We start from the raw sequence: 24,790 nt of genomic DNA on the forward strand, positions 1-24,790 counted from the left end.
CTTGGACTAGAGTCTCGCCGGCAGCTCGATGAGCGAGCGGATCACGGTGACGTCCTGGCTCACGGCCGGCACGCCGCCACGAGCGAGCAGGACGCCCTGCATGCCCACGCTCCGCGCGCCGTTCACGTCGTGTTGCAGGCTGTCACCCACCATCGCGGCCTCTGTGGACCGCACGCCCATGAGATCCAGGGCCGCGCGGAAGATGTTCGGATGCGGCTTCATGTAGCCGAGCTCGGCCGACGAGACCGCCACGCTCACCAGGTCGTCGAGCGCGAAGTGCGCCTGGAACGACGCGAGGCACCGGTGCGAGTTCGAAATCAGCCCTACGCGGATGCCTCGATCGCGCAGCACCTGCAGCGTCTCGACCACGTCGTCGTAGAGCGAGAAATGGCGATGTTCGGCCCACTCCTCGAACAGCTCGCGCGCCACGTCGTCGACGCCCGGCGCATCGCCGCCCATCAGCTCGATCACGCGCCGCGCGTAGTTGACGAAGATTCGATGGTCGTAGAGGCCGTCGGCCGACTCGAGGGCTGACGCTGCGCCGGCGACGGCCGTCTCGAACCGCGCCGGATCGACCACGATGCCCCGCCGGGCGCAGCTCGCCTGATAGCCGGAGCCGTCGAATCGCGGGCCGGGATGGATCAGGGTGAAGTCGACGTCGAAGAAGACGGCCGCGGTGCGAGCCACCGGGTCCGATTATAGAATGTCAGTTTCGACCCCTCATGCGCGACTGGAAAGAGACGCTCAACCTTCCGCGAACCGGTTTCCCGATGAAGGCGAACCTGCCCGCCACCGAGCCGGAGACGCTCGCCCGCTGGCAGGACATGGACCTCTACGGACAGATTCGGGCGCGGCGACAGGGCCGCCCGAAGTTCGTGCTGCACGACGGTCCTCCGTACGCGAACGGCAACATCCATCTCGGCACGGCGCTGAACAAGATCCTCAAGGACATGGTCGTGAAGTCGCGCTCGATGGCCGGCTTCGATGCGCCGTTCGTCGTCGGATACGACTGTCATGGCCTGCCGATCGAGCTGAAGGTCGATCGAGAGCTCGGCGCGAAGAAGCGGGACATGGCCGTCGCCGAGTTCTGCCAGGCGTGCCGCGCGTACGCCGAGCGCTTCATCGACACGATGACCGCGCAGTTCCAGCGGCTCGGCGTGCTCGGCACGTGGGACGCGCCGTACCTGACGATGAACTTCAAGTATCAGGCGGCGATCGCGCGCGCCTTCGGCCGCTTCGTCGAGCGCGGCCTGGTCTACAAAGGCAAGAAGCCGGTCCACTGGTGCATCCACTGCCGCACCGCGCTCGCCGAGGCCGAGGTCGAGTACGAGGAGCACACGTCGCCGTCGATCTACGTCGAGTTCCCGGCATCGCCGGCGGGCGCCGCCGACCTGGCCGCGCGCGTCCCTGCTCTGGCCAACCGCGACGTCGCGGTGTTGATCTGGACGACGACCCCGTGGACCATCCCGTCGAACCTCGCGGTCGCGTTCCATCCGGAGTTCGATTACGGGGCGTACGACGTGGACGGGCGGCTCGTCATCGTCGCCGAGGCGCTGGCCGATCGGGTGGGCGCCGCCGTCGGACGCCGTTTCGGCCCTCCGATCGCGACGTTCAAAGGCACCGCGCTGGAGGGGGTGCGCTTTCAGCACCCGCTGTACGCGCGCGACTCGGTCGGCGTGCTCGCGGAGTACGTGACGCTCGACGCCGGCACGGGCGCGGTCCACACGGCGCCCGGCCACGGCGCCGACGACTTCGCCACGGGCATGAAGTACGGCCTCGACATCTACGCGCCGGTCGGCCCGGGCGGCCACTTCCTCGACTCGGTCGACATCTTCGCCGGCCAGCGCGTCTTCGACGCCAACACCAGCGTCGAACAGGCACTCCACGAGCGCGCCCGGCTGTGGCATCGCGAGCTCTTCTCGCATCAGTACCCGCACTGCTGGCGCTGCCACCATCCGGTGATCTTCCTCGCGACGTCGCAGTGGTTCATCAGGATGGACGCGCCGCTCGGCGACGCATCGGCCGGCGCGTCGGATCGGACGCTTCGGCGCGCGGCCACCGACGCCATCGATCGCGACGTGCAGTGGATTCCGTCGTGGGGGCACGACCGCATCTTCAACATGGTCGCGCATCGCCCCGACTGGTGCGTCTCGCGGCAGCGGGTCTGGGGCGTGCCGATTCCGGCGCTCGACTGCACCCGCTGCGGCGAGGCGCTGACGTCGGCCGCCATCGTCGAGCAGGCCGCGCGAGTCTTCGAAGCCCACGGCGCCGACGCGTGGTACAGCCATGCGACGGCGGCGTTCGTGCCAGACGGCCTCGCGTGCCCGGCATGCGGCGCGCAGGACTTCGAGAAGGAGATGAACATCCTCGACGTGTGGTTCGACTCCGGATCGAGCCACGAAGCCGTCCTGTCCGTTCGCCCGGAGCTCACATGGCCGGCCGATCTGTACCTCGAGGGCAGCGACCAGCATCGCGGATGGTTCCAGAGCTCGCTCCTCGTCGGGCTCGGCACACGTGGGCGCGCGCCGTACCGCCAGGTGCTGACCCACGGGTTCCTCATCGACCTCGAGGGACGGAAGATGTCGAAGTCGCTCGGCACGTCGATCGCGCCGCACACCGTGATCGACCAGAACGGCGCCGACATCCTGCGGCTGTGGGTGGCGATGAGCGATTACCGCGACGAAATCCGGATCAGCCAGGAGATCCTGTCGCGGGTCGTCGAGGCGTATCGAAAGGTTCGCAACACGCTGCGGTACCTGCTGGGCAATCTCTACGACTTCGATCCGGCGCGCGACCGCGTGAGCGCAGCGGATCGGCTGCTCGAGGTCGACCGCTACATGCTTGCGCGCATGGCGCACGTGGCCGCGGACGTGCAGCGGCACTACGACGCCTATGACTTCCAGGCCATCTTCCAGATCCTGAACGAGTTCGTCACGGTGGACCTGAGCGCGTTCTACCTCGACGTCTCGAAAGACCGTCTGTACACGCTGCGCGCGGACTCCGCTGCGCGCCGGTCGGCGCAGACGGCGCAGTACGTCATCGCCGACGGCCTGTGCCGCCTGCTCGCGCCAATCCTGTCGATGACCGCCGACGAGGTGTGGCGGCACCTGCCCGGCCCGCGGGAAGCCTCGGTGCACCTCGCCGACTTCGCGCCCGACCTCGAGCGCTGGCGAGACGCCGCACTCGAGGCGCGCTGGGAGCGGCTGCTCGAGATCCGCCGCCAGGTGAACGCGGCGCTCGAGGGGGCCCGGCAGCGCAAGGAAATCGGCAGCTCGCTCGCCGCCCACGTGACGATTCGCGCCAGCGGCACCGACGCCGACCTGCTCGAGCAGAGCCGCGACGATCTGCCGATGCTGTGCATCACCTCGGCCGTGGATCTCATTCGTCAGGACTCGGGGGCGCTGGCCGTCGAGGTCTCGCGAGCGGCTGGCGACAAGTGTCCCCGATGCTGGCGCATCGTCGGCGTGCAGGTCGAAGACGGCGAGCTCGCGGGCCTGTGCGAGCGCTGCGCCGAAGCCGTCGGAGTGTCGGCTTGAGCGAGCCGACGCCGACGCCGCCACTCGATGCCCCGGCACCGCCGGCGACCGCCACGGTGGATCGGCCCGCCGACGCACGCGGCGGGCTCGTCTGGTGGGTGATTGCGGCCACGGTCATCGCGGACCAGACGATCAAGGCGCTGATCGTCACGTGGATTCCACTGTACTCCGCGAAGACGATCGTCCCGCGGCTGCTCGACCTCGTCCACGTCCGCAACGCCGGCGTCGCGTTCGGGCTGATGAACACGCTCGACCATCCGCAGCGCGGGTTGTTCACGAGCGGGCTCGCCTTCGTCGCGCTCGCGAGCATCGTGTTCTACTCGCGCTACGTGCAGGCGCACGAGCGGCTCGCGCGTCTTGGCCTGTCGCTCATCCTGGGCGGAGCGATCGGCAATCTGATCGACCGGCTCCGCCACGGCTACGTCGTGGATTTCGTCGACGTGTACTTCCGGAGCTGGCATTTCTGGGCGTTCAACGTGGCGGACGCCGCGATCACGATCGGCGCGATCCTCGTGTGCGTCGACATCCTCTTCGTGAATCGACATGCACCCGATTCTGTTTGAGGTCGGCGGCTGGCCCGTCTACGCCTACGGCGTGCTGCTCGCCGTCGCCTATCTCGTCGCGCTGCAGCTCGCCGTCGTTCGCGCCCGCCGACGAGGTCTCGACGGGGCGCGCATCATGGACGTGGGCATCTACCTCATCATCGCCGCGCTCGTCGGCGCGAAGCTGATGCTGGTGGTCGTCGATTTCCGGTACTTCGTCGCCCAGCCGCGCGAGCTCCTGACGCTCGTGCGCGCGGGCGGCGTGTTCTACGGCGGCCTGCTGGCGGCGCTCGTGACGGCGATCGTGCTGACCCGCCGCTACCGGCTGCCCCTCTGGACCACGGCGGACATGTTCGCGCCGGGCATCGCGCTCGGACACGTCATCGGCCGTCTGGGCTGCCTCTTGGCCGGCTGCTGCTACGGCAAACCGACCACCGTCCCGTGGGCCATCACCTTCACGAACCCGCTCGCGCTCGCGAACGTCGGGACGCCGCTCGGCATCCCGCTGCACCCGACGCAGATCTACGAGGCCGCGGCCGAGCTGATCGTTCTCGTCGCGCTCCTCGCCACGGAACGCCGAGGGCGCGTCTTCGCCGGCCGCACGTTCTGGCTCTACGTGCTGCTCTACGGCGTCTCGCGATTCGTCATCGAGTTCTTTCGCGGAGACGATCGGGGCATGTTCTACGGCGTCTCGACGTCGCAGATCGTGTCGCTGATCATGGTGCCGCTGGCGCTGGTCATGCTGCAGCGCCTGCGGGCGCGCGCCCGTGCCTGATGCGCCTGCGTCCAGCCGGCATGCGCAGCTCGTGGCGGCTCCGCCAGATGCCGGCTGCCGGCTGGACGTGTTCGTGGCGCGTCACGTGCCTGCGCTGTCCCGCTCGCAAGTCCGGCGGTTGATCGACGCCGGGCACGTGACCCTGGCCGGGCAGCCGGCCAAGCCGAGCTCGCCCGTGCCGGCCGGCGCCGAAGTGCTCGTCACCGTGCCTCCGCCCGCACCCTCGACGCCGGCGGCCGAGCCGATTCCCCTCACCATCCTCTACGAGGATGCCGACATCGTCGTCGTCGACAAGCCCGCCGGGCTCGTGGTCCATCCGGCCCCGGGCCATTCCAGCGGCACGCTGGTCAACGCGCTGCTCCATCACGTGCGCGGCCTGAGCGGGATCGGCGGTGAGCAACGTCCCGGGATCGTCCATCGCCTCGATCGCGGCACGTCGGGCGTGATGGTCGTGGCGAAGCACGACGCCGCCCATCGCGCGCTCGCGCGACAGTTCCACGATCGCCTCGTCACCAAGGAGTACGTGGCGCTCGTCTGGGGTCACCTCGCGCCGGGACGGACGATCGAGTCGGCCATTGGCCGCGATTCCCGACAGCGGCTGAGGATGTCGAGCCGTACGGCGCGAGGCCGATCCGCGTCGACCACCGTGGTCGACGCCGAGCCGCTCGGCGACGTGACGCTCGTGCGCGTGCGGATCGGCACCGGCCGCACGCACCAGATTCGCGTACACCTCAGCGAGGCCGGCCGTCCAGTGGTCGGCGACCCGCTCTACGGAGGCGTGCGCCGAAGGATGGTGGCCGGTGCGGCGGCGACGACCCGTCTCCGTCGTCCCTTCCTGCATGCATCGCGTCTGGCCTTCGCGCACCCGATCTCGCAGACGCCCCTTTCTTTCGAAGCGCCGCTGCCGGACGATCTGAGCGAGGTGCTGACCGTGCTCCGCCGCGCGATCGGGCGGGCCGGCGGCGCGGGACCGACACCATGACGAATCGACGACGCGCCCGGGCGACCGGGCATGAAGTGATCTACCAAGGACGCATCTTCCGGATCGAACGCGATCGCGTGCCTTTGGCCAACGGACGGACGCTCACGATGGAAGCCGTCAGGCACCGGGGGTCGGTCGTGCTGATTGCGCAGCCGGCACGCGGCGAGATCGTGCTGATCCGCCAGTTCCGCTACGTCGTGGGCCGGTGGCTCTGGGAACTGCCGGCAGGGTCGCTGGAGGAAGGCGAACCGCCTGCCCGGGCGGCTCGCCGCGAATGCCAGGAGGAAATCGGTCTGCGGCCCACCCGGCTGCGACGCCTTGGCACCTTCTATCCCTCGCCCGGTTTCTGCGACGAGCGGATGATCTTCTACCTGTGTTCGGGCCTGGTCACGCCCGCCCGGCCGCTGCCGAAGGATCCGGACGAGCAGATCGAGCCCAGGACACTGTCAGTGCGGGAGGCGTGGACGCTCGTCGAACGCGGGGAAATCGCCGACATGAAGACCATCGTCGGCCTCACGCTCCTCGATCGGTTGTAATACACGTTGCCCCCGCCGTGGCGTAACATCTACAAGCCCCGGCTGACGTTATGAACCACACTCGCGTCCTGGCTTTTCTGCTCATCACCTCATGGCTTCTCGGGACCGGCTGTACCGGAGGCGCGGCAGGCGAAGGGGCGGCGGCCACCGAGTCAGGGCGCGCCGGCGGCGCGGGACGGGGCGGCCGCGCTGGCGGATCTGCTCCGGTGCCCGTCACGACGGGCCAGGTCGTCGAGCGCCCGATGGCAGTCAACGTCCGCACGGTCGGGAACGTCGAGGCGTCGTCCTCGGTGGAGATCCGGCCGCGCGTCACCGGGCAGCTCGTCAGCGTCGGCTTCAAGGAGGGCGACGACGTCACCGCCGGGCAGGTGCTGTTCAAGATCGAACCTCAGGCCTTCGAGCTGGCGCTCAAGCAGGCCGAGGCGGCGCTTGCGCGCAGCGCCGCGCAGGCGAAGGGCATGAGCATCCAGGTCGCGCGCTCGGAGGAGCTCTTCAAGCAGGGGCTGGCGTCGCGCGCCGATCGTGAAGCGCTCGCCACGCAATACGCCATGCTCCAGGCCACGGCCGCCTCCGACGCCGCGCGCGTGGACGACGCGAAGCTGCAGCTCGAGTACACGACGATCACGGCGCCCGTCTCCGGGCGCACGGGCGCCCTGCTGGTGCATCCAGGGTCGCTCGTCCGGCCGACTGACGCGTCGCCGCTCGTCGTGATCAACCAGATCACGCCGGCGTACGTCACGTTCGCCGTGCCGGCGCGCCTGCTGCCGCAACTGCGTCCCAACGCCGGGCTCAAGGTCGACGCGGCGCCTGCCGGCACGAAGGCGACGCCGTCGAGCGGAGCGGTGACGTTCGTGGACAACACGGTGGACCAGACGACCGACACCGTGCGCCTCAAGGCCATGTTCCCGAACCGCGATCGCCGGCTGTGGGCCGGGGCCTTCGTGGACGTGACGCTCCAGCTCTCGATCGACCCCCGCGCGCGCGTCGTGCCGAATGCCGCGGTTCAGGCAGGTCAACAGGGACAGTACGTGTATCTCGTGAAGCCCGACGCCACGGTCGAGATCCGTCCCGTCACGGTGGCACGGGTGGAAGGCGAAGTCAGCGTCATCGAGGAGGGCGTGAACGCGGGCGATACCGTCGTCACCGACGGTCAGCTTCGCCTGACGCCCGGAGCCAAGGTCAGCGTCAAGCCGGCTGGCGAATAGCAGGATCAGCGCCATGAATCTCTCGGAACTGTTCATCAAGCGTCCGGTCACCACCACGCTGCTGCAACTGTCGATCGTCCTGTTCGGCATCATCGGCTACCGCTCGCTGCCGGTGAGCGACCTGCCGGCCGTGGACTTCCCGACGATCGCGGTCTCGGCCAACCTGCCGGGCGCCAATCCGGAGACGATGGCGTCGGCCATCGCGACGCCGCTCGAGAAGCAGTTCTCCGCGATCCAGGGCATCTCGTCGATCAGCTCGACCAATTCGACCGGGAGCACCTCGATCACGCTGCAGTTCGATCTGGACCGCGACATCGACGCCGCCGCGCAGGACGTGCAGCTCGCGATCTCGCGCACGCGCAACCTGCCGCCCGACATGCCGCAGCCGCCGTCGTTCCAGAAGGTGAACCCGGCGGACTTCCCGATCATGTTCCTCACGCTCAGCTCGAGCACCCTGCCGCTCTCGCAGATCAACGAGTACGCGGAGATCAACGTCGCGCAGCGCATTTCGATGCTGCGGGGCGTCGCGCAGGTCAACATCTTCGGCGCGCAGAAGTTCGCCGTGCAGATCGACGTCGACCCGCGGCAGCTCGCCGCGCGCGACCTCGACATCGAGCAGATCGCCAGCGCCGTGAGCCGGAACAGCGTGAACCGGCCGACCGGCACGCTCTACGGGGACGAGCGCACGTTCGCCGTGAAGACCGACGGCCAGATGATGAACGCGCTGATGTTCCGGCGGCTCATCGTCAGCTACCGCGACGGCCGGCCCGTCAGGCTCGACGAGGTCGCGAACGTGTACGACGGCGTCGAGAACGACAAAGTGGCGAGCTGGTTCAACGGCGACCGGACGATCTATCTGTCGATCAACCGGCAGCCCGGCACGAACACGGTGGAAATCGTCGACGCCATCCGCGCGCTGCTGCCGCAGATCCAGAGCCAACTGCCGGCGTCCGTCTCGCTGGCCATCCGCCAGGATCGGTCCGAGTCGATCCGCGAGTCGATCCACGACATCAAGCTGACCCTCGCGCTCACCGTCGTGCTCGTCGTGCTGGTGATCTTCCTCTTCCTGCGGAATCTGTCCGCGACGATCATCCCCAGCCTGGCGCTGCCCGCGTCGATCATCGGCACGTTCGCCGCCATGTCGCTGCTCGGCTACAGCATGAACAACCTGTCGCTCATGGCGCTGACCCTCTCGGTGGGCTTCGTCGTGGACGACGCGATCGTCATGCTCGAGAACATCGTGCGCCACATGGAGCACGGCGAGAACGCGATGACGGCCGCGCTGCGCGGCTCCAAGGAGATCGGCTTCACGATCATCTCGATGACCGTCTCGCTGGCCGCGGTCTTCATCCCGGTGCTGTTCATGGGAGGGATCGTGGGCCGGCTGCTGCACGAGTTCGCGGTCACGATGGGGGTCGCCATCCTGATCTCGGGCTTCGTGTCGCTGAGCCTCACGCCGATGCTCGGCGCGCGCTTCCTGCGGCCGCCGGCCGAGCAGCGCCACGGCAAGCTGTACATGGGCATCGAGCGCCTGTTCGAGGCGACGCGCAGCGGCTATGCGTGGCTGCTCCAGCGTGCGATGACGCACCATGGCGTCACGATGGGCATCTCGGCCCTGCTGCTGGTCGCCACGGTGTACTGCTTCCGCATCATCCCGATGGGCTTCATCCCCAGCCAGGACATCGGCCAGATCAACGCGCAGACCGAGATGGCCCAGGGGCTCGGTTTTCCGGCGATGGTGGAGCACCAGCTCCAGGTCATGCGGGTCATCCAGTCCGATCCGAACGTGAAGTCCGTGACCTCGTCGATCGGGAGCACGGGCGGCCTGGCGCAGTCGGCCAACGGCGGCCGCCTGCAGATCGAGCTGAAGCCGCGCCACGAGCGCCTCCTCACCGCCGACCAGATCATCGAGGCGCTGCGCCCGAAGCTCGCCGGCATTCCGGGTGTGCGGGTCTTTCTCACGAACCCGCCGGTGATCAACATCGGCGGCCGCGCGACGCGCGCGCCGTACCAGTTCACGCTGACCGGCACCGACACGGCGGCGCTGTACGAAGCGGGCACGAAGCTCGAGGCGAGGATGCGGGAGATGCAGGCGCTCCAGGACGTCTCGAGCGACCTGCTGCTCACGAACCCGCAGGTGAACGTCGCGCTCGACCGCGATCGCATGGCCGCGCTCGGCGTCAGCGCCGACCAGGTCGAGGGCGCGATGTACAGCGCGTTCGGCTCGCGGCAGATCGGCCAGATCTACGCCCCGAACAACGCCTATCAGGTGCTGCTCCGGGTCGCGCCGGAGTTCCAGCGCGACGCGTCGGCGCTCGACCTGCTGTTCGTGAGGACGGGCCAGGGTGACCGCGTCCCGCTCTCGAGCCTGACGAGGGTCGAGACGGCCGTCGGTCCGCTCTCGGTGAACCACACGAGCCAGCTCCCGTCGGTGACGCTGTCGTTCAATATCCGCCCGAGCATCTCGCTCGGCGAGGCGGTCGCGCAGGTGCAGCAGGCCGCCTTGGAAGAGCTGCCGTCTACCGTGGCGACGTCGTTCCAGGGCACCGCGCAGGCGTTTCAGGAGTCCACCCGCGGGCTCGGCATCATCCTGCTGATGGCGATCTTCGTGATCTACGTCGTCCTCGGCATCCTGTACGAGAGCTTCATCCACCCGCTGACCATCCTCTCGGGCCTGCCGGCGGCGGGTCTCGGCGCGCTGCTGACGCTGCTCGTCTTCGGCGTGGATCTCAATCTGTACGCGTTCGTCGGCGTCATCATGCTCGTCGGCCTGGTCAAGAAGAACGGCATCATGATGATCGACTTCGCCATCGAGGCGCAGCGGACGCAGGGCAAGTCGCCCGCCGAAGCGATGTACGAAGCGTGTCTCGTGCGGTTCCGGCCGATCATGATGACGACGATGGCAGCGCTCGTCGGCACGCTGCCAATCGCCCTGGGCGTCGGAGCCGGCGCCGAGGCGCGGCAGCCGCTCGGCTTGGCGGTCGTCGGCGGCCTCGTGGTCTCACAGACGCTCACCCTGTTCATCACGCCGGTCTTCTACCTGTACATGGAAGCGTTGGCCGACCTGCTGGCCGGTCGGCGCGCGGCTGTCTCGGTACGGCCGCGGCTCGCGGCTCTGCCGACGAACGGCCGATCGCACGTGGGGTAGCGAGAGGACCGATGAGTCGTGAGGTGATGGTGCCACCTCACAACTCATTGGCTCGTCACGCGAGAGAGAATCTCGGCCGCGGGAGCTCTTCGGGTTTGGCCGGGGCGTCCGGCTTGCGCACAGGCGCCGACAACGCCAGCTTCAGCACCTCGTCCATCGTCGTCACGTAGTGGACGGTGAGATCGCGGCGCTGATCTTCCGTCAGATCCTCGCGGATGTTCTTCTCGTTCTGCGCCGGCAGAATGACTTCCGTGATTCCCATCCGCCGTGCGGCCAGGACCTTCTCCTTGATGCCGCCCACCGGCAGCACGCGCCCGGAGAGGGTGATCTCGCCGGTCATCGCCAGGCCGGCGCGGACCGGGCGGCCCGACAGCGCGGATGCGAGTGCCGTCACCATCGTCACGCCGGCCGACGGCCCGTCCTTCGGAATCGCGCCGGCGGGCACGTGGATGTGGAGCTCCGCGTCGCGATAGAACGCCGGATCCACGCCGTACCGGGCTGCGTTCGCCCGGAACCACGAGACGGCGATGCGCGCCGACTCCTTCATGACGTCACCGAGCTGGCCGGTGATCGTCAGGTGGCTGCTGCCGGCCATCCGGGAAGCTTCGACGAAGAGCACGTCTCCACCGACCGGAGTCCAGGCGAGCCCGACCGAGACGCCGGGCTCCTTCGTGCGATCTTTCATCTCCTCGTCGAGGTGACGAGGGGCGCCGAGAAACTCCGTCACGAGTTCGGGCGTCACGACCACCGCGCTGAGGTCGCCCTCGGCCTGACGCCGGGCGATCTTGCGGCAGATGGCGCCGATCTCGCGTTCCAGATTGCGCACGCCCGCTTCGCGCGTGTACCCGCGGATGATCGCCGACACGGCGGCGTCGGTGAAGGTCACCTGGCCGGGCTGCAGCCCGTGGTTGGCGATCTGCCGGGCCACCAGGTGATCTTGCGCGATCCGCAGCTTCTCGTCCTCGATGTAGCCCGACAGCTCCAAAACCTCCATGCGGTCGCGGAGCGGGGGCGGAATCGTATCGAGCACGTTGGCCGTCGTGATGAAGAGCACCTCCGACAGATCGAACGGCACGTCGAGGTAGTGGTCACGAAACGCGTTGTTCTGCTCGGGATCGAGCACCTCGAGCAGCGCCGACGCCGGATCGCCCCGGAAGTCGGACCCCAGCTTGTCGATTTCGTCCAGGATGAACACCGGGTTCTTCGATTCGGCGCGGCGAAGTCCCTGGATGATCTGGCCGGGCAGCGCGCCGATGTACGTGCGCCGATGCCCCCGAATCTCGGCCTCATCGCGCATGCCTCCCAGCGAGACGCGCACGAACTTCCGGTCGAGCGAGTTGGCGATCGACTTGGCGAGCGACGTCTTGCCGACGCCTGGAGGGCCGACGAAACACAGGATCGGGCCCTTCACATCAGGCTTCAGCTTGCGGACCGCCAGGTATTCGAGGATCCGGTCCTTCAGCTTGTCGAGACCGGAGTGATCGGCGTTGAGGACGGCCTTCGTGCGCGCGAGGTCGATGACCTCCTCGGTGCGCTTGTTCCAGGGCAGCGCGACGAGCCAATCGATGTAGGTGCGCGCCACGGTGTACTCCGCGGCGGCCGCCGGCATCTTCGACAGCCGATCGAGCTCCCGAAGCGCCTCGCGCTTCACCTCGTCGGGCATGCCGGCTGCTTCGATCTTCTGGCGGAGTTCTTCGGTCTCTCGCGCCTGATCGTCGCCTTCGCCGAGCTCCTTCTGGATCGCCTTCATCTGCTCGCGGAGGAAGTACTCGCGCTGGCCCTTGCCGACCTCGGACTGCACCTGCGACTGGATCTTCGACCCGAGCTCGAGAACCTCGAGCTCCTTGGTCAGGATCCGGTTGAGCTGATCCATGCGGCTCCGGACGTCCGCCGTGGCGAGCAGCTCCTGCTTCGCCACCGTGCCGATCGTGCTCAGGCTCGAGGCGATGAAGTCGGCGAGCCTGGCCACGTCCGTGATGTTCGCCGCGAGGGCGGTCAGATCCTCGGACAGCACCGGCGAGAGCTGCACGACCTGCGTGAAGTTCGCGCGGATGTTGCGTTCGAGGGCGTCGATCTCCAGCGCATCGGTTTCCCGCAGGACGTCGTTCAACGCCGACACTTCGGCCCTGAGGTACGGACGGGTGCCGATCACCTGCTTGAGCTCGATTCTCGCGAGGCCCTGGACGATGAGCCGCAAGCTGCCGTCCGGCAGCTTGAACATCTTGTGGATGTGGGTCAGGGTGCCGATCGGATGGAGATCGGCTTCCCCCGGATCCTCCTGGGCAGGATCTTTCTGGGTGAACACGCCGATCACCTTGGCGCCCGCAATCGCCTCGTCGATGAGCTTGACGGACGACTCGCGCGCCACGGCGAGCGGCATGAAGGAACTGGGGAACAGCACGGTGTCGCGCAACGGCAACACGGGCAGCTCTCCCGGCACGCTGTACGAACGTTCGCCGGCGCCCGGCTCACCGATGCGGGGGATCTGGTCGCTCATGACCACTCCTTCGGGAAGCTCACGCTTCCCGGCAGGCTGGCCACGCGCACTGCCGTGCCAGCCGTGTACGGTACTGACGATCGTAGACGAAGGCGGGACTGAGCGAGCGTCGCGCAGGTCCGCCATTCGGCGACCCGCACGACGTGAGGTGCAGAGGTCGCCGAGCTAGTTCAAATCGATCAGGAAGCCAGCCGAACGACGCTGAGAGTGCTGCCGTTCGCGCTGCTCGGCGATCTCTCGGGCCTCCTCGCAGTCCTTGCAGCGGACGGCGAACGGCAGGGCCCGCAGCCGGCGTTCGGAAATCTCGTCGCCGCACTCGAAGCAGTAACCGTAGGTCTGCTCGTCGAGCCGGGCCAGCGCTTCCTCGATCTTGTGAAGCGTCTCGGACTTCATCTGAATCAGCGCCAGCTCGATGTCGTCCTGGATATCGGCTTCGGACGACTCGGCGGCGTCGAGCACGCCCTCGCTGGAGGCGCCGACGGCCCTGACGTCGCGCATCTTCTCCTGCACTTCATTCAGGATCTCTCGGCGGCGCTCTTCCAAAATGCGCTTCAGCTCCGCATAACGCGCCGTCGCCATCTCCGTGCGGTTCATCCGTGGGCTCATCTGCTCAACCTCCGTTCCGGGTGCCGTCTGGTGCTCTTCCCCAGCGTTTTGATACCAGCCAAGCAATTCAGGTACCACATCGACGCCTATCGAGATCCAACGGCGCCCGTCCGCCAAGCACTCAGACTGTCCAACAGACTGTCAATGTTTCATCGAGGGATGACGCCGATTCCGCGACGCCGTCACGATGCTGGCGGCCGTCGCGGGCGGCGGCCGTGAAGTCTGTTTCGTCTTAGACGTTCGAACCCCATCATTCGGTTCGCTGGCGCGACGATGCACCAGGGCACAGAGGCTCGGCTATACTTAGATGTTTCTAAGGGCGGCGGGGAGTCGCCAGGGGACGACGATGGCGAAACAGTGTGAAGTCTGCGGCAAGGGGCCCGTCATGGGCCGAGTGGTCAGCCATGCGCACAACGTCCGCGCGCGGCGGTTCGAGCCGAATCTTCAGCGGGTGAGGGCGGTGGTCAACGGCGGCATCCGGCGCCTTCGCGTCTGCACGCGCTGCCTGCGCTCCAATCGGGTCACCAAAGCGGCGTAGCCGCCAGGCTGGCGACGTCAGTCGGGCGACGACCGTCACAGCGTGAGCTCAGCGGCTGGCCCGTTCGACGGCCAGCACCCCTTCGACATTCTGAATCGACTTCATCACCCGTTCGAGGTGCTTGAGGTCGCTGATCTCGACCGTCATCCGGATCGAGCCGCGATGGTCCGTGCCGACCGCGGCTTCGACGTCCTTGATGTTCGTGTCGATGTCGGCGATCCGTGAGCTGACGTCCGCGAGGATGCCGCGGCGGTCCTCGACGCTGATCTTCAGCCTGACCGTATAGGACAGCACGTCCTGGCCCGTGTCCCACTCGACGTCAATCCGGCGCTCCGGGTCGTAGAGCAGGTTGACGACGTTCGGGCAGGAGGCGGCGTGCACCGACACGCCCTTGCCTCTCGTGATGTAGCCGACGATGCTCTCGCCCCGAATCGGGTTACAGCAACGGGCCCGAAAAACCAGGAGATCGTCGACGCCGCGGACCTTGATCTTGTGGTCGTCTCCCCCAGCGCCGGCAGCCGCGCTCCGTTTCAGCGCCGGCACCGGTGGAGCCGCTTCGGTACGTTCCTTCAGGCGCTCCTGACCGACGGCGCGCGACAGCAGCGCGCGGGCGGTGAGCTTTCCGTAGCCGATGGCGGCATAGAGATCGTCCACGCGAGGAAGGTTGAACTCGGGAAGAAGCTTGGCCAGGGCCTCGTCGGTCAGGAGCGCGCGATCGATGGCGTGCTGCCGCAGCTCCTTCTCGAACAGCCGGCGACCGAGGTCCACGCTTCGCGCCTTCTCCTGGGCGTGGATGAAGTGCTTGATCTTGGTGCGGGCCCGCGAGGTCGTGGCGAAGTTCAGCCAGTCGCGGCTCGGCGTGTGGCCGGCCTGCGTGATGATCTGAACGATGTCGCCGTTCGACAGCCGCGTGCGCAGCGGCACCATCCGGCCGTTCACGCGAGCGCCGACGCACTGATGGCCGACGTCCGAGTGAATCATGTAGGCGAAATCGACCGGCGTCGCACCGCGCGGCAGGGCTTTCACTTCCCCTTTCGGGGTGAAGACATAGACGTCCTCCGGATACAGCTCGATCCGGAGGTTCTGCATGAACTCCTGCGGGTCGTGCACCTCCTGCTGGAGCTCCAGCAAGCGGCGGAGCCAGTTGAAGTACTGCTCGTCACGCTGCGCACCGACCCGGCCCTCCTTGTACTTCCAGTGCGCGGCGATGCCCTCTTCGGCCACGCGGTGCATCTCCTCGGTCCGGATCTGCACCTCGAAGGGCATCCCGCGCTCGCTGACGACCGACGTGTGCAGCGCCTGATAGCCGTTCGGCCGCGGCATCGCGATGAAGTCCTTGAATCGGCCGGCGACCGGCGACCACATCTGGTGGATGATGCCCAGCACGCCGTAGCAGTCCTTGACCGTCCTGGTGATCACGCGCAGGGCGATGAAGTCGTAGACCTGATCGAGCGGGATCTTCTGCCGGTGCAGCTTCTGGTGGATGGACCAGAGGCGCTTGATGCGCCCGTCGATGGCGACGACCTCGATCTGCGAGTCCTCGAGCCGCGCCCTGAGCTGCTTGATCAGGCTCTCGATGAGCCCCTGGGTCGCCGGGCGCGTCGCTTCCACGTCCCGGCGGAGGGCGTCGTAGGCGGCCGGCTCCAGATGCTGGAACGCCAGGTCCTCGAGCTCGTTCTTGAGCTTGCTCATGCCCAGCCGGTTGGCGATCGGCGCGTAGATGTCGCGTGTCTCCTGCGCGATCCGCGTGCGACGCTGCTCGGGCAGATGGTGCAGCGTCCGCATGTTGTGGAGCCGATCCGCCAGCTTCACGAGGATGACCCGGATGTCGTCCACCATGGCCATCAGCATCTTGCGGAAGCTCTCGGCCTGCCGCTCTTCGCTCGAGGCGAACTGGAGCCCGGACAGCTTCGTCACGCCCGCGACGACATGGGCGACCGGCTCTCCGAACAGCTCTCGGACACGCTCGATCGACGTGGGGGTGTCCTCGACGACGTCGTGAAGCAGGCCCGCGGCAATCGCGACGACGTCCATCTTCAGCTCGACGAGGATCTCGGCCACGCCGAGCGGGTGGACGAGGTACGGCTCGCCGGACCGGCGCACCTGCCCTTTGTGCTCTCTGGCCGAGAACTCGTAGGCCCGCCGCAACAGGTCGATGTCGGCGTCGGGCGCGTAGGCGCGTACCCTGTCGATGAGATCGTCGAACCGAATCATCGGCTTCCGGTGTCTAAGTGGTAGCAGTCCTGGGAGGACGGCGGACCCGGGAGGCCGCCGACTCATGATACTGGAAACCCGGGAGAAACCGGGTCGGGCCGATCGTCAGCCGGCGCCGGCCTGCCGCGCTTGACGACGTTTTTTCGGGTCCATATACTGACGCGGTTCTAGCCATTCCGCCAGACTGCCCAGGACCGCCCTCGGCATCTCGAAAGGGGAATTACATGCAGTTGAGATTCACCCGCACCGTCGTGCTCGTTGCCGGGCTGTCGCTCGCAGCGGCCGGTTGCGGTCGGTATTCGATCGGCAGCATCCGGTCCGCCAAAGCGTTCCAGGACGGTCTCGGCGACTATACGGGCGGCAACTTCACGAGCGCAGCCAAGAACTTCGAAGAAGCCGTGCGGCTGAATCCGGATTTCGGGTTCTCGTATTTCTTCCTGGGCAACAGCTACGACAAGATGTATCGGCCCTCCCGCAAGGGGGAGCCCGAGAACGATACCTACTTGACGAAGGCGGTGGAGAACTACCGCCAGTCGATCGAGCACCTGAAGACCTCGACCGAACCTCAGGCCGCCCAGTTCCTGAACCTGTCCTACCAGTATCTGATCGCCGCCTACGGCTCGGACCGGTTGAACGACTTCGGCAAGGCCGAAGAGGCTGCCAAGGAGCTCATCGCCACGACCCCCGACGAGCCAGGCAACTACCAGGCGCTGGCCCGCCTCTACCAGGAACAGGGCCGGAACGAAGAAGCGGAGGCCATGTTCATCAAGGGAGCCGAGGTCAAGTCGAACGACCCGGTTGGCTATCAACTGCTGGCGAATTTCTACAACCAGCAGGGCGAGTTCGACAAGACCCTCGCGGCGTTCGAGAAGCGGGCCGCCATCGAGCCGAACAACCCCGAGGCCTGGCACACGATGGGCACGTTCTACTACGAGAAGGTGCTTCGCGACACGAGGCTCTCGCTCGATACGGCCAAGAAATACCTGGCCGCCGGCCTTGCGGCCGAGGACAAGGCGCTCGGGCTCAACAAGGAGTACTACGAGGCCATCTCGTACAAGAACATGCTCCTGAGCCTGCAGGCGAACAAGGAAAGCAACCCGGAGACGAAGAAGCGCCTGCTCGGCGAGGCCAAGAGCTACTACGACAAGGCGATCGAGATCCGGAAGAAGCAGGACGCCGCCGCGGCGTCGACTGCAGCCGGCAAGAAGTAACGCTCTCTCGGGCAGGTCCGGGGCGGGTCGCGCGAAAGCCGACCCGCCCCTTTCTTTTCGCCTCGCCCCGGAAGCCCGCGAGCTCACGTCCCCAGCAACGGACTCGGGGCCGGCCTCTCGGGTGCTCGCCTTCCACGACGGACGGGTGAAGGTAGTGGAGTGGCGCCCGTGGGCGGCGACGGCGCTCGGCGGAAAAAGAAACGGCCTGGGTGGACTGACCACCCAGGCCGTCGAACGGGCAAAGCGACGTGGCGTCTAGCGTGCGGCCGAGCCGCCGCCGGCCGCTTCACGCTTCATGCCTTCGGTGACGACGCCGACCTTCTCGACGCCCGCGCCCATGGCGGCGTCGATGACCTGCATGATCTCGCCGTAGCGCACGTTGGGTGCGCCGATGAGAAACAGCGTCTTGTCCTTGCGGGTCTCGTAGAGCTCCCGGAACTTCTGCTCGGCGGCCAACAGCGAGACTTCCTGCTTGTTGATGGTCAGCCGGCGATCGGACGTGAACTCGGCGACGACCTGGCCGAGCACGTCGGCGGCCTTGGCGTTCGCGTTCGTCTCGAGCGGCAGGTTGATGTCGACGCCGCGCTGGGTCAGCGGCAGGGCCGCCATGAAGATGATCAGCAGCACGAGCAGCACGTCGATGAGCGGCGTGACGTTCATGTCGGCCGAGGCCTGCGGGGCTTCGGCCTTCTTGACCGTCTCGGCGCCGTGGTGCATGTGAGCGTGGCTCATTCGCGTTCTCCCCTAGTCTTTCTTCAGCTCGGTGATCAACGCGACCGAGTCGATCTTGGCGCCGCGCAAGGCGTCCATCATCTTCATGATCGCGCCATATGGCGCGTCCTTGTCGCCCTTGAGGTACACCGTCTTCTCCGCCTTGTTCTCGAGGCTGCTCGTCAAGCGGTTGATGAGCTCGACCTCCGAGAGCTGAATGGCGTTGATGTAGAGCTTGCTCTGCCCGTCGATGTAGACGACCGTCTGGTCGGACGTGTCGGGCTTCTCGGCCGTGTTCTTGGCCTGAGGCAACGTCAGCTCGACGCCCTTCTGCAGCAGCGGCGCCACGATCATCATGATGATCAGGAGCACCAGCATGACGTCGACGAGCGGCGTCACGTTGATATCGGATTTGACGCCGCCTTTGGCGCCGCCGACATCCATGGCCATGATCGAACTCCTTGCGTGATTGGGGCGGGCGTCCGGGACTCTGCGGCGGACATCGCCCGCAGACTCCCGGAGCCTGATGCCCGATCAGTCCGCCTTAGGCGGCCTTCTTGATGAAGTAATCCACCAGCTCGGACGACGAGTTGTCCATCTCGACGTTGAAGTACTCGAGCCGGCCCGTGAAGTAGTTGTACATCCAGACCGCCGGGATCGCCACGACGAGCCCGAGCGCCGTCTCGATGAGCGCTTCGGAGATACCGGCCGACACGGCGCCGAGACCACCGGAGCCGGCGGCGGCGATGCCCTGGAACGCGGAGATGATGCCGACGACCGTGCCGAGCAGCCCGACGAACGGCGCCGTCGCGCCGATGGTGGCGAGCGCCGGGATGCCCTTCTTCAGGTCATTGGCCGTGAGAGCCGTCGCACGCTGAATCGCACGGCGGACGGTGTCGACCATGTCGTCGCGGCTCATCGCTCCACCAGCGTCGTGCTGGAACTGGTATTCCTGGAGGCCGGCGAGCACCACCTTCGCGAGATGGCTGTACTGGTAGGTCTTGGCCTGGGAGACGGTGAGCGCGTCCTTCAGCCGGCCCTCCTTGAGGTGCTTGGCCACTTGAGGCGCGTAAAGCTTCGACTGCTTCCGTGCCTGGGAAAAGGTGTAGAACCGCTCGATTGCCACGCCAAACGACCACATCGACATGAACACCAGAATGAAGGCCACCACTTTGGCGACCCATCCCATCTGGGCCCACATATGCATCAAGTCCATTTCCTGCCTCCGAAGCCTTTCTGAGTTTTAGCCTGCGTTCCCTACCAGAAGTCCTGCGCCGTCACGCGCGCGGCGCAGGACGTATGCGTCCGAGCTTGCTGTGTCTTCCGCCCGTTCTCAGTTGAACGTGAAGTTCACCGTGACGGTCATGATGACCTCCACGGGCTCGCCGTTCAGCAGCGTCGGGCTGTACTTCCACTGGCTCACGGCGTCGATCGCGGCTTGGTCGAGGACTCCCCCCGAGCGGGTCACCCTCAGGTCCTTCACGCTGCCGTCCTTGGCGATGACGGCCTCGAGGAAGACGATGCCCGACAAGCGCGCCGCGCGCGCAATGGCCGGATAGATCGGCTTGACATCTTTGATCTTCGAGGGTGGCTTGATGTCGCCACCGACGCGAACGGGCGCCGCCGGGGGCGGCGGTGGTGCGACCGAGACCGCGGCGGTGGGCGCCGGCAGGTTGCTCGGAATACCGCCGACCTGCGACACGATCCTGGGCGGCGGCTCGGGCTTGATCTCTTTCGGCGCCTCGACCGGCGCCGCAGCCGGATTCACGTTCACCTCGACCGGCGGGGGCGGCGGCGGAGGTGTGGCCGACGGCGGGGGCGGCGGCGGAGGCGGCGGCGGGGGCGGCGGCGGCACCGCCGCGAACGCCATCACCGACTGGGGAGTCGGCAGCGCATCGGTCGCGAGCAGGGGAATGACGATGAGCGCCCCAAGACCAACAACGTGCGTCAAGATCGAGAGCGGGACCGTGTACCACTGCTTGGTCCCCACCCGAACTGACGGCTTCACTACATCGCCGAACATATCGCGTGGCACGAGCGAACCTCCTTACAGCCGGTCTCTTTCGTCGTTCGTCAGGCACCTCTGCCGGCGCCTTCTCAGGTCTGCTATGCGCTCCTGGTGGGCCACTCCCCAAGACGCCCCAGGGCATCAGCGGGCTGGTTTTGCAAAGGCCCGGAATTATAAGCAGACCCAAAAAACCGTGTCAACGAACTCTTCGAGCCGGCTCCTCGTCGATTACGTACATCCCTTAGACACCGGCTCCGGCGGGTTGGCCCTCCACCGCCGTCATCGTTCGGCGCCAATCCGCATCCCGTAGAACGAACGCCAGACGAACACCGCCGAGACGAGGAAGAACGCCGCCGCCAGGGCGTGCGTCATCCCGCTCCCCTGCTCGGCCGCCAACTGCACGGCCAGCTCCACGGCCAGCAACCCGAACAGCGTCGTGAACTTGATGACCGGGTTCATGGCCACCGACGACGTGTCCTTGAACGGGTCGCCAACCGTGTCGCCCACCACGGTCGCGGCATGCAGGTCCGTGCTCTTGGCCTTCAGCTCGACTTCGACGATCTTCTTCGCATTGTCCCATGCCCCGCCGGCGTTCGCCATGAAGATGGCCTGATAGAGACCGAACAGAGCGATCGACACGAGGTAGCCGATGAAGAAGAACGGCTCGAAGAACGCGAAGGCGAGGGTGCCGAAGAACACGCTCAGGAAGATGTTGAACATGCCCCGTTGTGCGTACTGCGTGCAAATCTCCACCACGCGCTTCGAGTCGGCCACCGACGCTTTCGTCGTGCCCTCGAGCCGGATGTTCGCCTTGATGAACTCCACCGCCCGGTAGGCGCCGCTCGTCACGGCCTGGATCGACGCCCCCGTGAACCAGTAGATCATGGCGCCGCCGGTGATGAGGCCGAGCAGGAACGGCGGATGGAGCAGCGAGAGCCGCGCCACGAGCTCGGGACGCAGCCCCTCGGTGAGCGCGACGATGATCGAGAAGATCATCGTGGTGGCGCCGACCACGGCCGTGCCGATGAGCACGGGCTTGGCGGTCGCCTTGAACGTGTTGCCGGCGCCGTCGTTCTCCTCGAGGTTGTGCTTGGCCCTCGCGAACTCGACGGCGAACCCGTGCTGCGACTTGATCTCGGCGGCGACGTTCGGCACCTCCTCGATCTGCGAGAGCTCGTAGACCGACTGCGCGTTGTCCGTCACGGGCCCGTAGGAATCGACGGCGATCGTCACTGGCCCCATCCCGAGGAAGCCGAAGGCGACCAGCCCGAACGCGAACACCGCGGGCGCCACCATCCCGATGTCGCTGAACGTCAGGCTGACCGCGTAGGCCGTGCCCATCAGCGCCATGATGGCCATGCCGAGCCAGTAGGCGCTGAAGTTGCCGGCCACGAGGCCCGAAAGGATGTTCAGGGACGCGCCGCCCTGCTGGGACGAGCTCACGACTTCCCGGGTGTGCGACGACTCGGTCGAGGTGAAGACCTTCACGAGCTCGGGAATGACGGCGCCGGCGAGCGTGCCGCAGGTGATGATCGTCGAGAGCTTCCACCAGAGCGTGCCGTCGGCCGCCGGGCCGAGCGTCGGGATCAGCAGATACGACGCGCCGTAGGTCAGCGCCACCGACACGAGCGACGTGAGCCACACGAGCCGCGTCAGCGGCGCCTCGAAGTTCATCCGATCCACGTGCACGTACTGACTGCGCGCGAGGGCTTCGTTGACGAGGTACGACGCGCCCGACGCCACCACCATCACGATGCGCATCATGAAGATCCAGACGAGCAACTGCACCTGCGTCGTCTCGCTCGACACGGCGAGCAGGATGAACGAGATCAGCGCCACGCCGGTGACGCCGTACGTCTCGAAGCCGTCGGCCGACGGTCCGACCGAGTCGCCCGCGTTGTCGCCGGTGCAGTCCGCGATGACCCCGGGGTTCCGAGCGTCGTCTTCCTTGATCCGGAAGACGATCTTCATCAGGTCGGCGCCGATGTCGGCAATCTTCGTGAAGATGCCGCCGGCGATGCGCAGCGCGGCGGCGCCGAGCGATTCGCCGATGGCGAACCCGATGAAGCAGGGCCCGGCGTAATCGCCGGGGATGAACAGCAGGATCACCAGCATCAGCAGCAGCTCGACGCTGATGAGCATCATCCCGATGCTCATCCCCGCCTTGAGCGGAATCGCGTAGCACGGATACGGCTTGCCGCGCAGGCTCGCGAACGCCGTCCGCGAATTGGCGAAGGTGTTCACCCGGATGCCGAACCAGGCCACGCCGTAGCTGCCGGCGATGCCGATCAGGCTGAACAGCAGGATGGTCAGCACCTTGAAGGCCGAGAAATGCTGGAGCACCCCGAAGTACACGGCGATGATGACGCCGATGAACGCTTCGAGGATCAGCAGGAACTTCCCCTGCTGCACGAGGTAGGTCTTGCACGTCTCGTAGATGAGCTCCGACACGTCGAGCATCGACTGGTGCACCGGCATGCGCCGCAACTGGTTGAAGATGACCAGCCCGAACAGCAGCCCGAGCCCCGAGACGACGAGGCCGGCCAGCAGGAGCGTGTGCCCGTCGACCCCGCCGAGAAACGTGACCTGTCCCAGGTCGGGCAGGATCAGGTTGGCCTCTCCGCCCGCGTGCGGCACGACGGCCGCCGGTTCCTGCGCCAGCAGCGCCGTCCCCGATCCGAGCCACAGTCCCACGAATACCGCGGCGAGCCACAGCATCACCGCGTTGCCTCTCTGGTTGGCGAACATCGTTGTCGCGTCTCCTTCTTCTCTCTCGGGGCCGGCGAGAGCACCGGCCCGACACCTGGATCGCTGGGGCCTCAGTCTATCCTCAGTAACGGAACGGCCCACGTCAGGGCCTGGGCTCCTCGTGCACGCTGAGCCGATCGCGCAGCCCCATCCCTCCGGTGAGGAACACCCGGATCCCTTCCTCGACGGTCAGTGCCGGAAACGACACGCGTTCCGCCGGGCACACGATGACGTCCCCCAGATAGAGATGATTCGTCGGCACGTACACCGCATAGTGCAGCGCGGGCCCCTCCCCTCGATCCACGAGGAATTCTTTCGTGAGAAAGCCGAGCACGAGATGCCCGCCATGGTCCACGAGCACCATGCGCTTGAACCCCGTGTCGGCATCCGGCGAGAACGCCGAGATGAGCTGTTTCACCGGGGCGTACACGGTCCGAAAGAGCGGGATGTGCAGCAGGATGCGCTCCGCCCGCTGCAGCAGCCGCCGGCCGATGACGTTCGTCGCGACGATCCCGATGACGAGCACGAAGACCGCCGTCGCGAAGATGCCGAGGCCGGGCAGGTGGCGCCCGATCACGCGCTCGCCGAGCCCGCTCGTCAGCCGGTCTCCCCACTGGAGCACCCACACGATCGCGACGACGCTCACGACGAGGGGGACGGTGACGAACACCCCCGCCAGGAACCGTCGCCGGAGCCAGCCCATGAGGCCACCCATCACAGCCACCCGGCGCCGATCGCCCCGAACACCGCGAGGCCCGCGACGATCCGGTACCACGCGAACGGCACGAAGCCCGATCGGCCGACGATCCGCAGAAACGGCTTCACGACGAGCAGCGCGGCCAGGAAGGCCATGGCGAACCCGACGGCGAGCTCCGCGCCGCGATCCGGCGTGAGCTCGTGCCGGACCGACCAGATCTCGTGTACGAACGCGCCAGCCATCGTCGGCATCGCCAGGAAGAACGAGAATTCCGCCGCCGCCGCGCGATCCAGGCCGGCGACGAGCCCGCCGATGATGGTGGCGCCCGACCTCGACACGCCGGGCACGAGCGCGAGCGTCTGGCAGACGCCAATGGCAAATGCTCTCGACAATGGCGTGCGGTCGGCAGAAGCCACCACCGGCTGCGGGCGGAAACGCTCGACCACCAGCATGACGATGCCGCCGGCGATGAAGGCGGTCGCGATCACCGACGGGCGTTCGTACAGCACCTGCTTGACGAAGCCTTCGAGCAGCAGGCCCGCCACGACCGCTGGGGCGAACGCGACGAGGATCATCAGGACGAAATGCCGGGCCTCGGGACGGCTCCGGAGCCCGCGGAGCACGCCGAGCAGGCGGGCGCGGTACAACCACATCACCGCGAGAATCGACCCGAACTGAATCGAGATCTTGAACACGTCGCCCGGGTCCTCGAACGCCAGGGCCCGGCCGGCGAGCAGCAGATGTGCCGTCGACGACACCGGCAGGAACTCGGTCAGCCCCTGCAGCACGCCCAGGAGGACGGCCGACACCAGTGTCATCGCCGCACGCGGGACGGC

At 67.0% G+C, this 24,790-nt stretch carries 20 protein-coding genes; 9 read left to right on the forward strand and 11 right to left on the reverse strand.

The genetic code is table 11. The features are described 5' to 3' along the window. Positions 1-6: 6 nt before the first annotated feature. Positions 7-687 (reverse strand): HAD family hydrolase, encoded by a 681-nt coding sequence (locus IT184_07535; GenBank protein ID MCC7008652.1) that lies wholly within the window; start codon positions 685-687, stop codon positions 7-9. A gap of 35 nt (positions 688-722) precedes the next feature. Here IT184_07535 and ileS point away from each other — a divergent pair, with 35 nt between their 5' ends. The 7 genes from ileS to IT184_07570 all read left to right on the forward strand — a co-directional run bounded on the left by ileS (position 723) and on the right by IT184_07570 (position 10,724). Further along, a complete protein-coding gene (gene ileS, locus IT184_07540; protein MCC7008653.1) occupies positions 723-3,536 on the forward strand; it encodes an isoleucine--tRNA ligase in 2,814 nt (937 codons plus the stop codon). Continuing rightward, positions 3,446-4,099: a signal peptidase II gene (gene lspA, locus IT184_07545; protein ID MCC7008654.1), complete on the forward strand. Its 654-nt coding sequence runs from the start codon at positions 3,446-3,448 to the stop codon at positions 4,097-4,099. Before ileS ends, lspA begins: the two co-directional genes overlap by 91 nt. Then, positions 4,080-4,853, forward strand: a complete 774-nt coding sequence (lgt, locus tag IT184_07550; protein MCC7008655.1) for a prolipoprotein diacylglyceryl transferase — start codon at positions 4,080-4,082, stop codon at positions 4,851-4,853. The genes lspA and lgt overlap by 20 nt, the downstream gene beginning before the upstream one ends. Positions 4,854-4,884: 31 nt before the next feature. Next, the gene (locus IT184_07555) at positions 4,885-5,835 is read left to right on the forward strand and encodes an RluA family pseudouridine synthase (GenBank protein MCC7008656.1); all 951 of its coding nucleotides are present in this window, start codon (positions 4,885-4,887) and stop codon (positions 5,833-5,835) included. Next, positions 5,832-6,371, forward strand: a complete 540-nt coding sequence (locus IT184_07560) for an NUDIX hydrolase (protein MCC7008657.1) — start codon at positions 5,832-5,834, stop codon at positions 6,369-6,371. Before IT184_07555 ends, IT184_07560 begins: the two co-directional genes overlap by 4 nt. Positions 6,372-6,577: 206 nt before the next feature. Next, positions 6,578-7,576 carry an efflux RND transporter periplasmic adaptor subunit gene (locus tag IT184_07565; protein MCC7008658.1) on the forward strand — a complete coding sequence of 333 codons (999 nt, stop codon included), beginning with the start codon at positions 6,578-6,580 and terminating at the stop codon, positions 7,574-7,576. A gap of 13 nt (positions 7,577-7,589) precedes the next feature. Continuing rightward, on the forward strand, positions 7,590-10,724 hold the full coding sequence (locus tag IT184_07570) for an efflux RND transporter permease subunit (protein MCC7008659.1): 3,135 nt from the start codon (positions 7,590-7,592) through the stop codon (positions 10,722-10,724). A 55-nt stretch (positions 10,725-10,779) separates the two neighbouring features. Here the strand turns inward: IT184_07570 and lon are convergent, their stop codons facing one another. Both lon and IT184_07580 read right to left on the reverse strand, forming a co-directional pair. Further along, positions 10,780-13,221, reverse strand: a complete 2,442-nt coding sequence (gene lon, locus IT184_07575; protein ID MCC7008660.1) for an endopeptidase La — start codon at positions 13,219-13,221, stop codon at positions 10,780-10,782. 165 nt (positions 13,222-13,386) lie between these two features. Then, complete coding sequence (locus IT184_07580; GenBank protein MCC7008661.1) at positions 13,387-13,944, reverse strand: TraR/DksA family transcriptional regulator; 558 nt, start codon at positions 13,942-13,944, stop codon at positions 13,387-13,389. Between the two features lie 229 nt (positions 13,945-14,173). On the opposite strand from IT184_07580, the gene IT184_07585 reads away from it, so the two are divergent. Further along, on the forward strand, positions 14,174-14,365 hold the full coding sequence (locus IT184_07585; GenBank protein ID MCC7008662.1) for a 50S ribosomal protein L28: 192 nt from the start codon (positions 14,174-14,176) through the stop codon (positions 14,363-14,365). A gap of 48 nt (positions 14,366-14,413) precedes the next feature. On the opposite strand, the gene IT184_07590 is transcribed toward IT184_07585, so the two are convergent. Beyond that, a complete protein-coding gene (locus IT184_07590) occupies positions 14,414-16,579 on the reverse strand; it encodes a bifunctional (p)ppGpp synthetase/guanosine-3',5'-bis(diphosphate) 3'-pyrophosphohydrolase (protein MCC7008663.1) in 2,166 nt (721 codons plus the stop codon). A gap of 224 nt (positions 16,580-16,803) precedes the next feature. Here IT184_07590 and IT184_07595 point away from each other — a divergent pair, with 224 nt between their 5' ends. After that, positions 16,804-17,790: a tetratricopeptide repeat protein gene (locus IT184_07595; GenBank protein MCC7008664.1), complete on the forward strand. Its 987-nt coding sequence runs from the start codon at positions 16,804-16,806 to the stop codon at positions 17,788-17,790. A 255-nt stretch (positions 17,791-18,045) separates the two neighbouring features. Here the strand turns inward: IT184_07595 and IT184_07600 are convergent, their stop codons facing one another. From IT184_07600 to IT184_07630, 7 genes are all read right to left on the reverse strand, one after another. Further along, positions 18,046-18,522: a biopolymer transporter ExbD gene (locus IT184_07600; protein ID MCC7008665.1), complete on the reverse strand. Its 477-nt coding sequence runs from the start codon at positions 18,520-18,522 to the stop codon at positions 18,046-18,048. A 12-nt stretch (positions 18,523-18,534) separates the two neighbouring features. Beyond that, positions 18,535-18,951 carry a biopolymer transporter ExbD gene (locus IT184_07605; GenBank protein MCC7008666.1) on the reverse strand — a complete coding sequence of 139 codons (417 nt, stop codon included), beginning with the start codon at positions 18,949-18,951 and terminating at the stop codon, positions 18,535-18,537. A gap of 94 nt (positions 18,952-19,045) precedes the next feature. Then, positions 19,046-19,717 (reverse strand): MotA/TolQ/ExbB proton channel family protein, encoded by a 672-nt coding sequence (locus IT184_07610; protein ID MCC7008667.1) that lies wholly within the window; start codon positions 19,715-19,717, stop codon positions 19,046-19,048. Between the two features lie 117 nt (positions 19,718-19,834). After that, positions 19,835-20,536, reverse strand: coding sequence for a TonB family protein (locus IT184_07615; GenBank protein MCC7008668.1), 702 nt, complete (start codon positions 20,534-20,536; stop codon positions 19,835-19,837). A 252-nt stretch (positions 20,537-20,788) separates the two neighbouring features. Beyond that, a complete protein-coding gene (locus IT184_07620; protein ID MCC7008669.1) occupies positions 20,789-23,227 on the reverse strand; it encodes a sodium-translocating pyrophosphatase in 2,439 nt (812 codons plus the stop codon). Positions 23,228-23,360: 133 nt separating this feature from the next. Then, the gene (locus IT184_07625; protein ID MCC7008670.1) at positions 23,361-23,960 is read right to left on the reverse strand and encodes a DUF502 domain-containing protein; all 600 of its coding nucleotides are present in this window, start codon (positions 23,958-23,960) and stop codon (positions 23,361-23,363) included. Between the two features lie 11 nt (positions 23,961-23,971). Then, positions 23,972-24,772, reverse strand: a complete 801-nt coding sequence (locus IT184_07630) for an undecaprenyl-diphosphate phosphatase (protein ID MCC7008671.1) — start codon at positions 24,770-24,772, stop codon at positions 23,972-23,974. Between the last annotated feature and the right edge of the window lie 18 nt (positions 24,773-24,790).

It is taken from the genome of Acidobacteriota bacterium (assembly GCA_020853395.1).
GTDB lineage: Bacteria > Acidobacteriota > Vicinamibacteria > Vicinamibacterales > SCN-69-37 > JADYYY01.

What these genes read in the sequence shown, in the direction of transcription:
- ileS (MCC7008653.1), top strand. Translation starts at nt 723, where the DNA reads ATGCGCGACTGGAAAGAGACGCTCAACCTTCCGCGAACCGGTTTCCCG.
- lspA (MCC7008654.1), top strand. Translation starts at nt 3,446, where the DNA reads ATGCTGGCGCATCGTCGGCGTGCAGGTCGAAGACGGCGAGCTCGCGGG.
- lgt (MCC7008655.1), top strand. Translation starts at nt 4,080, where the DNA reads ATGCACCCGATTCTGTTTGAGGTCGGCGGCTGGCCCGTCTACGCCTAC.
- IT184_07560 (MCC7008657.1), top strand. Translation starts at nt 5,832, where the DNA reads ATGACGAATCGACGACGCGCCCGGGCGACCGGGCATGAAGTGATCTAC.
- IT184_07570 (MCC7008659.1), top strand. Translation starts at nt 7,590, where the DNA reads ATGAATCTCTCGGAACTGTTCATCAAGCGTCCGGTCACCACCACGCTG.
- lon (MCC7008660.1), bottom strand. Translation starts at nt 13,221, where the DNA reads ATGAGCGACCAGATCCCCCGCATCGGTGAGCCGGGCGCCGGCGAACGT.
- IT184_07585 (MCC7008662.1), top strand. Translation starts at nt 14,174, where the DNA reads ATGGCGAAACAGTGTGAAGTCTGCGGCAAGGGGCCCGTCATGGGCCGA.
- IT184_07590 (MCC7008663.1), bottom strand. Translation starts at nt 16,579, where the DNA reads ATGATTCGGTTCGACGATCTCATCGACAGGGTACGCGCCTACGCGCCC.
- IT184_07595 (MCC7008664.1), top strand. Translation starts at nt 16,804, where the DNA reads ATGCAGTTGAGATTCACCCGCACCGTCGTGCTCGTTGCCGGGCTGTCG.
- IT184_07600 (MCC7008665.1), bottom strand. Translation starts at nt 18,522, where the DNA reads ATGAGCCACGCTCACATGCACCACGGCGCCGAGACGGTCAAGAAGGCC.
- IT184_07605 (MCC7008666.1), bottom strand. Translation starts at nt 18,951, where the DNA reads ATGGCCATGGATGTCGGCGGCGCCAAAGGCGGCGTCAAATCCGATATC.
- IT184_07610 (MCC7008667.1), bottom strand. Translation starts at nt 19,717, where the DNA reads ATGGACTTGATGCATATGTGGGCCCAGATGGGATGGGTCGCCAAAGTG.
- IT184_07620 (MCC7008669.1), bottom strand. Translation starts at nt 23,227, where the DNA reads ATGCTGTGGCTCGCCGCGGTATTCGTGGGACTGTGGCTCGGATCGGGG.
- IT184_07625 (MCC7008670.1), bottom strand. Translation starts at nt 23,960, where the DNA reads ATGGGCTGGCTCCGGCGACGGTTCCTGGCGGGGGTGTTCGTCACCGTC.
- IT184_07630 (MCC7008671.1), bottom strand. Translation starts at nt 24,772, where the DNA reads ATGACACTGGTGTCGGCCGTCCTCCTGGGCGTGCTGCAGGGGCTGACC.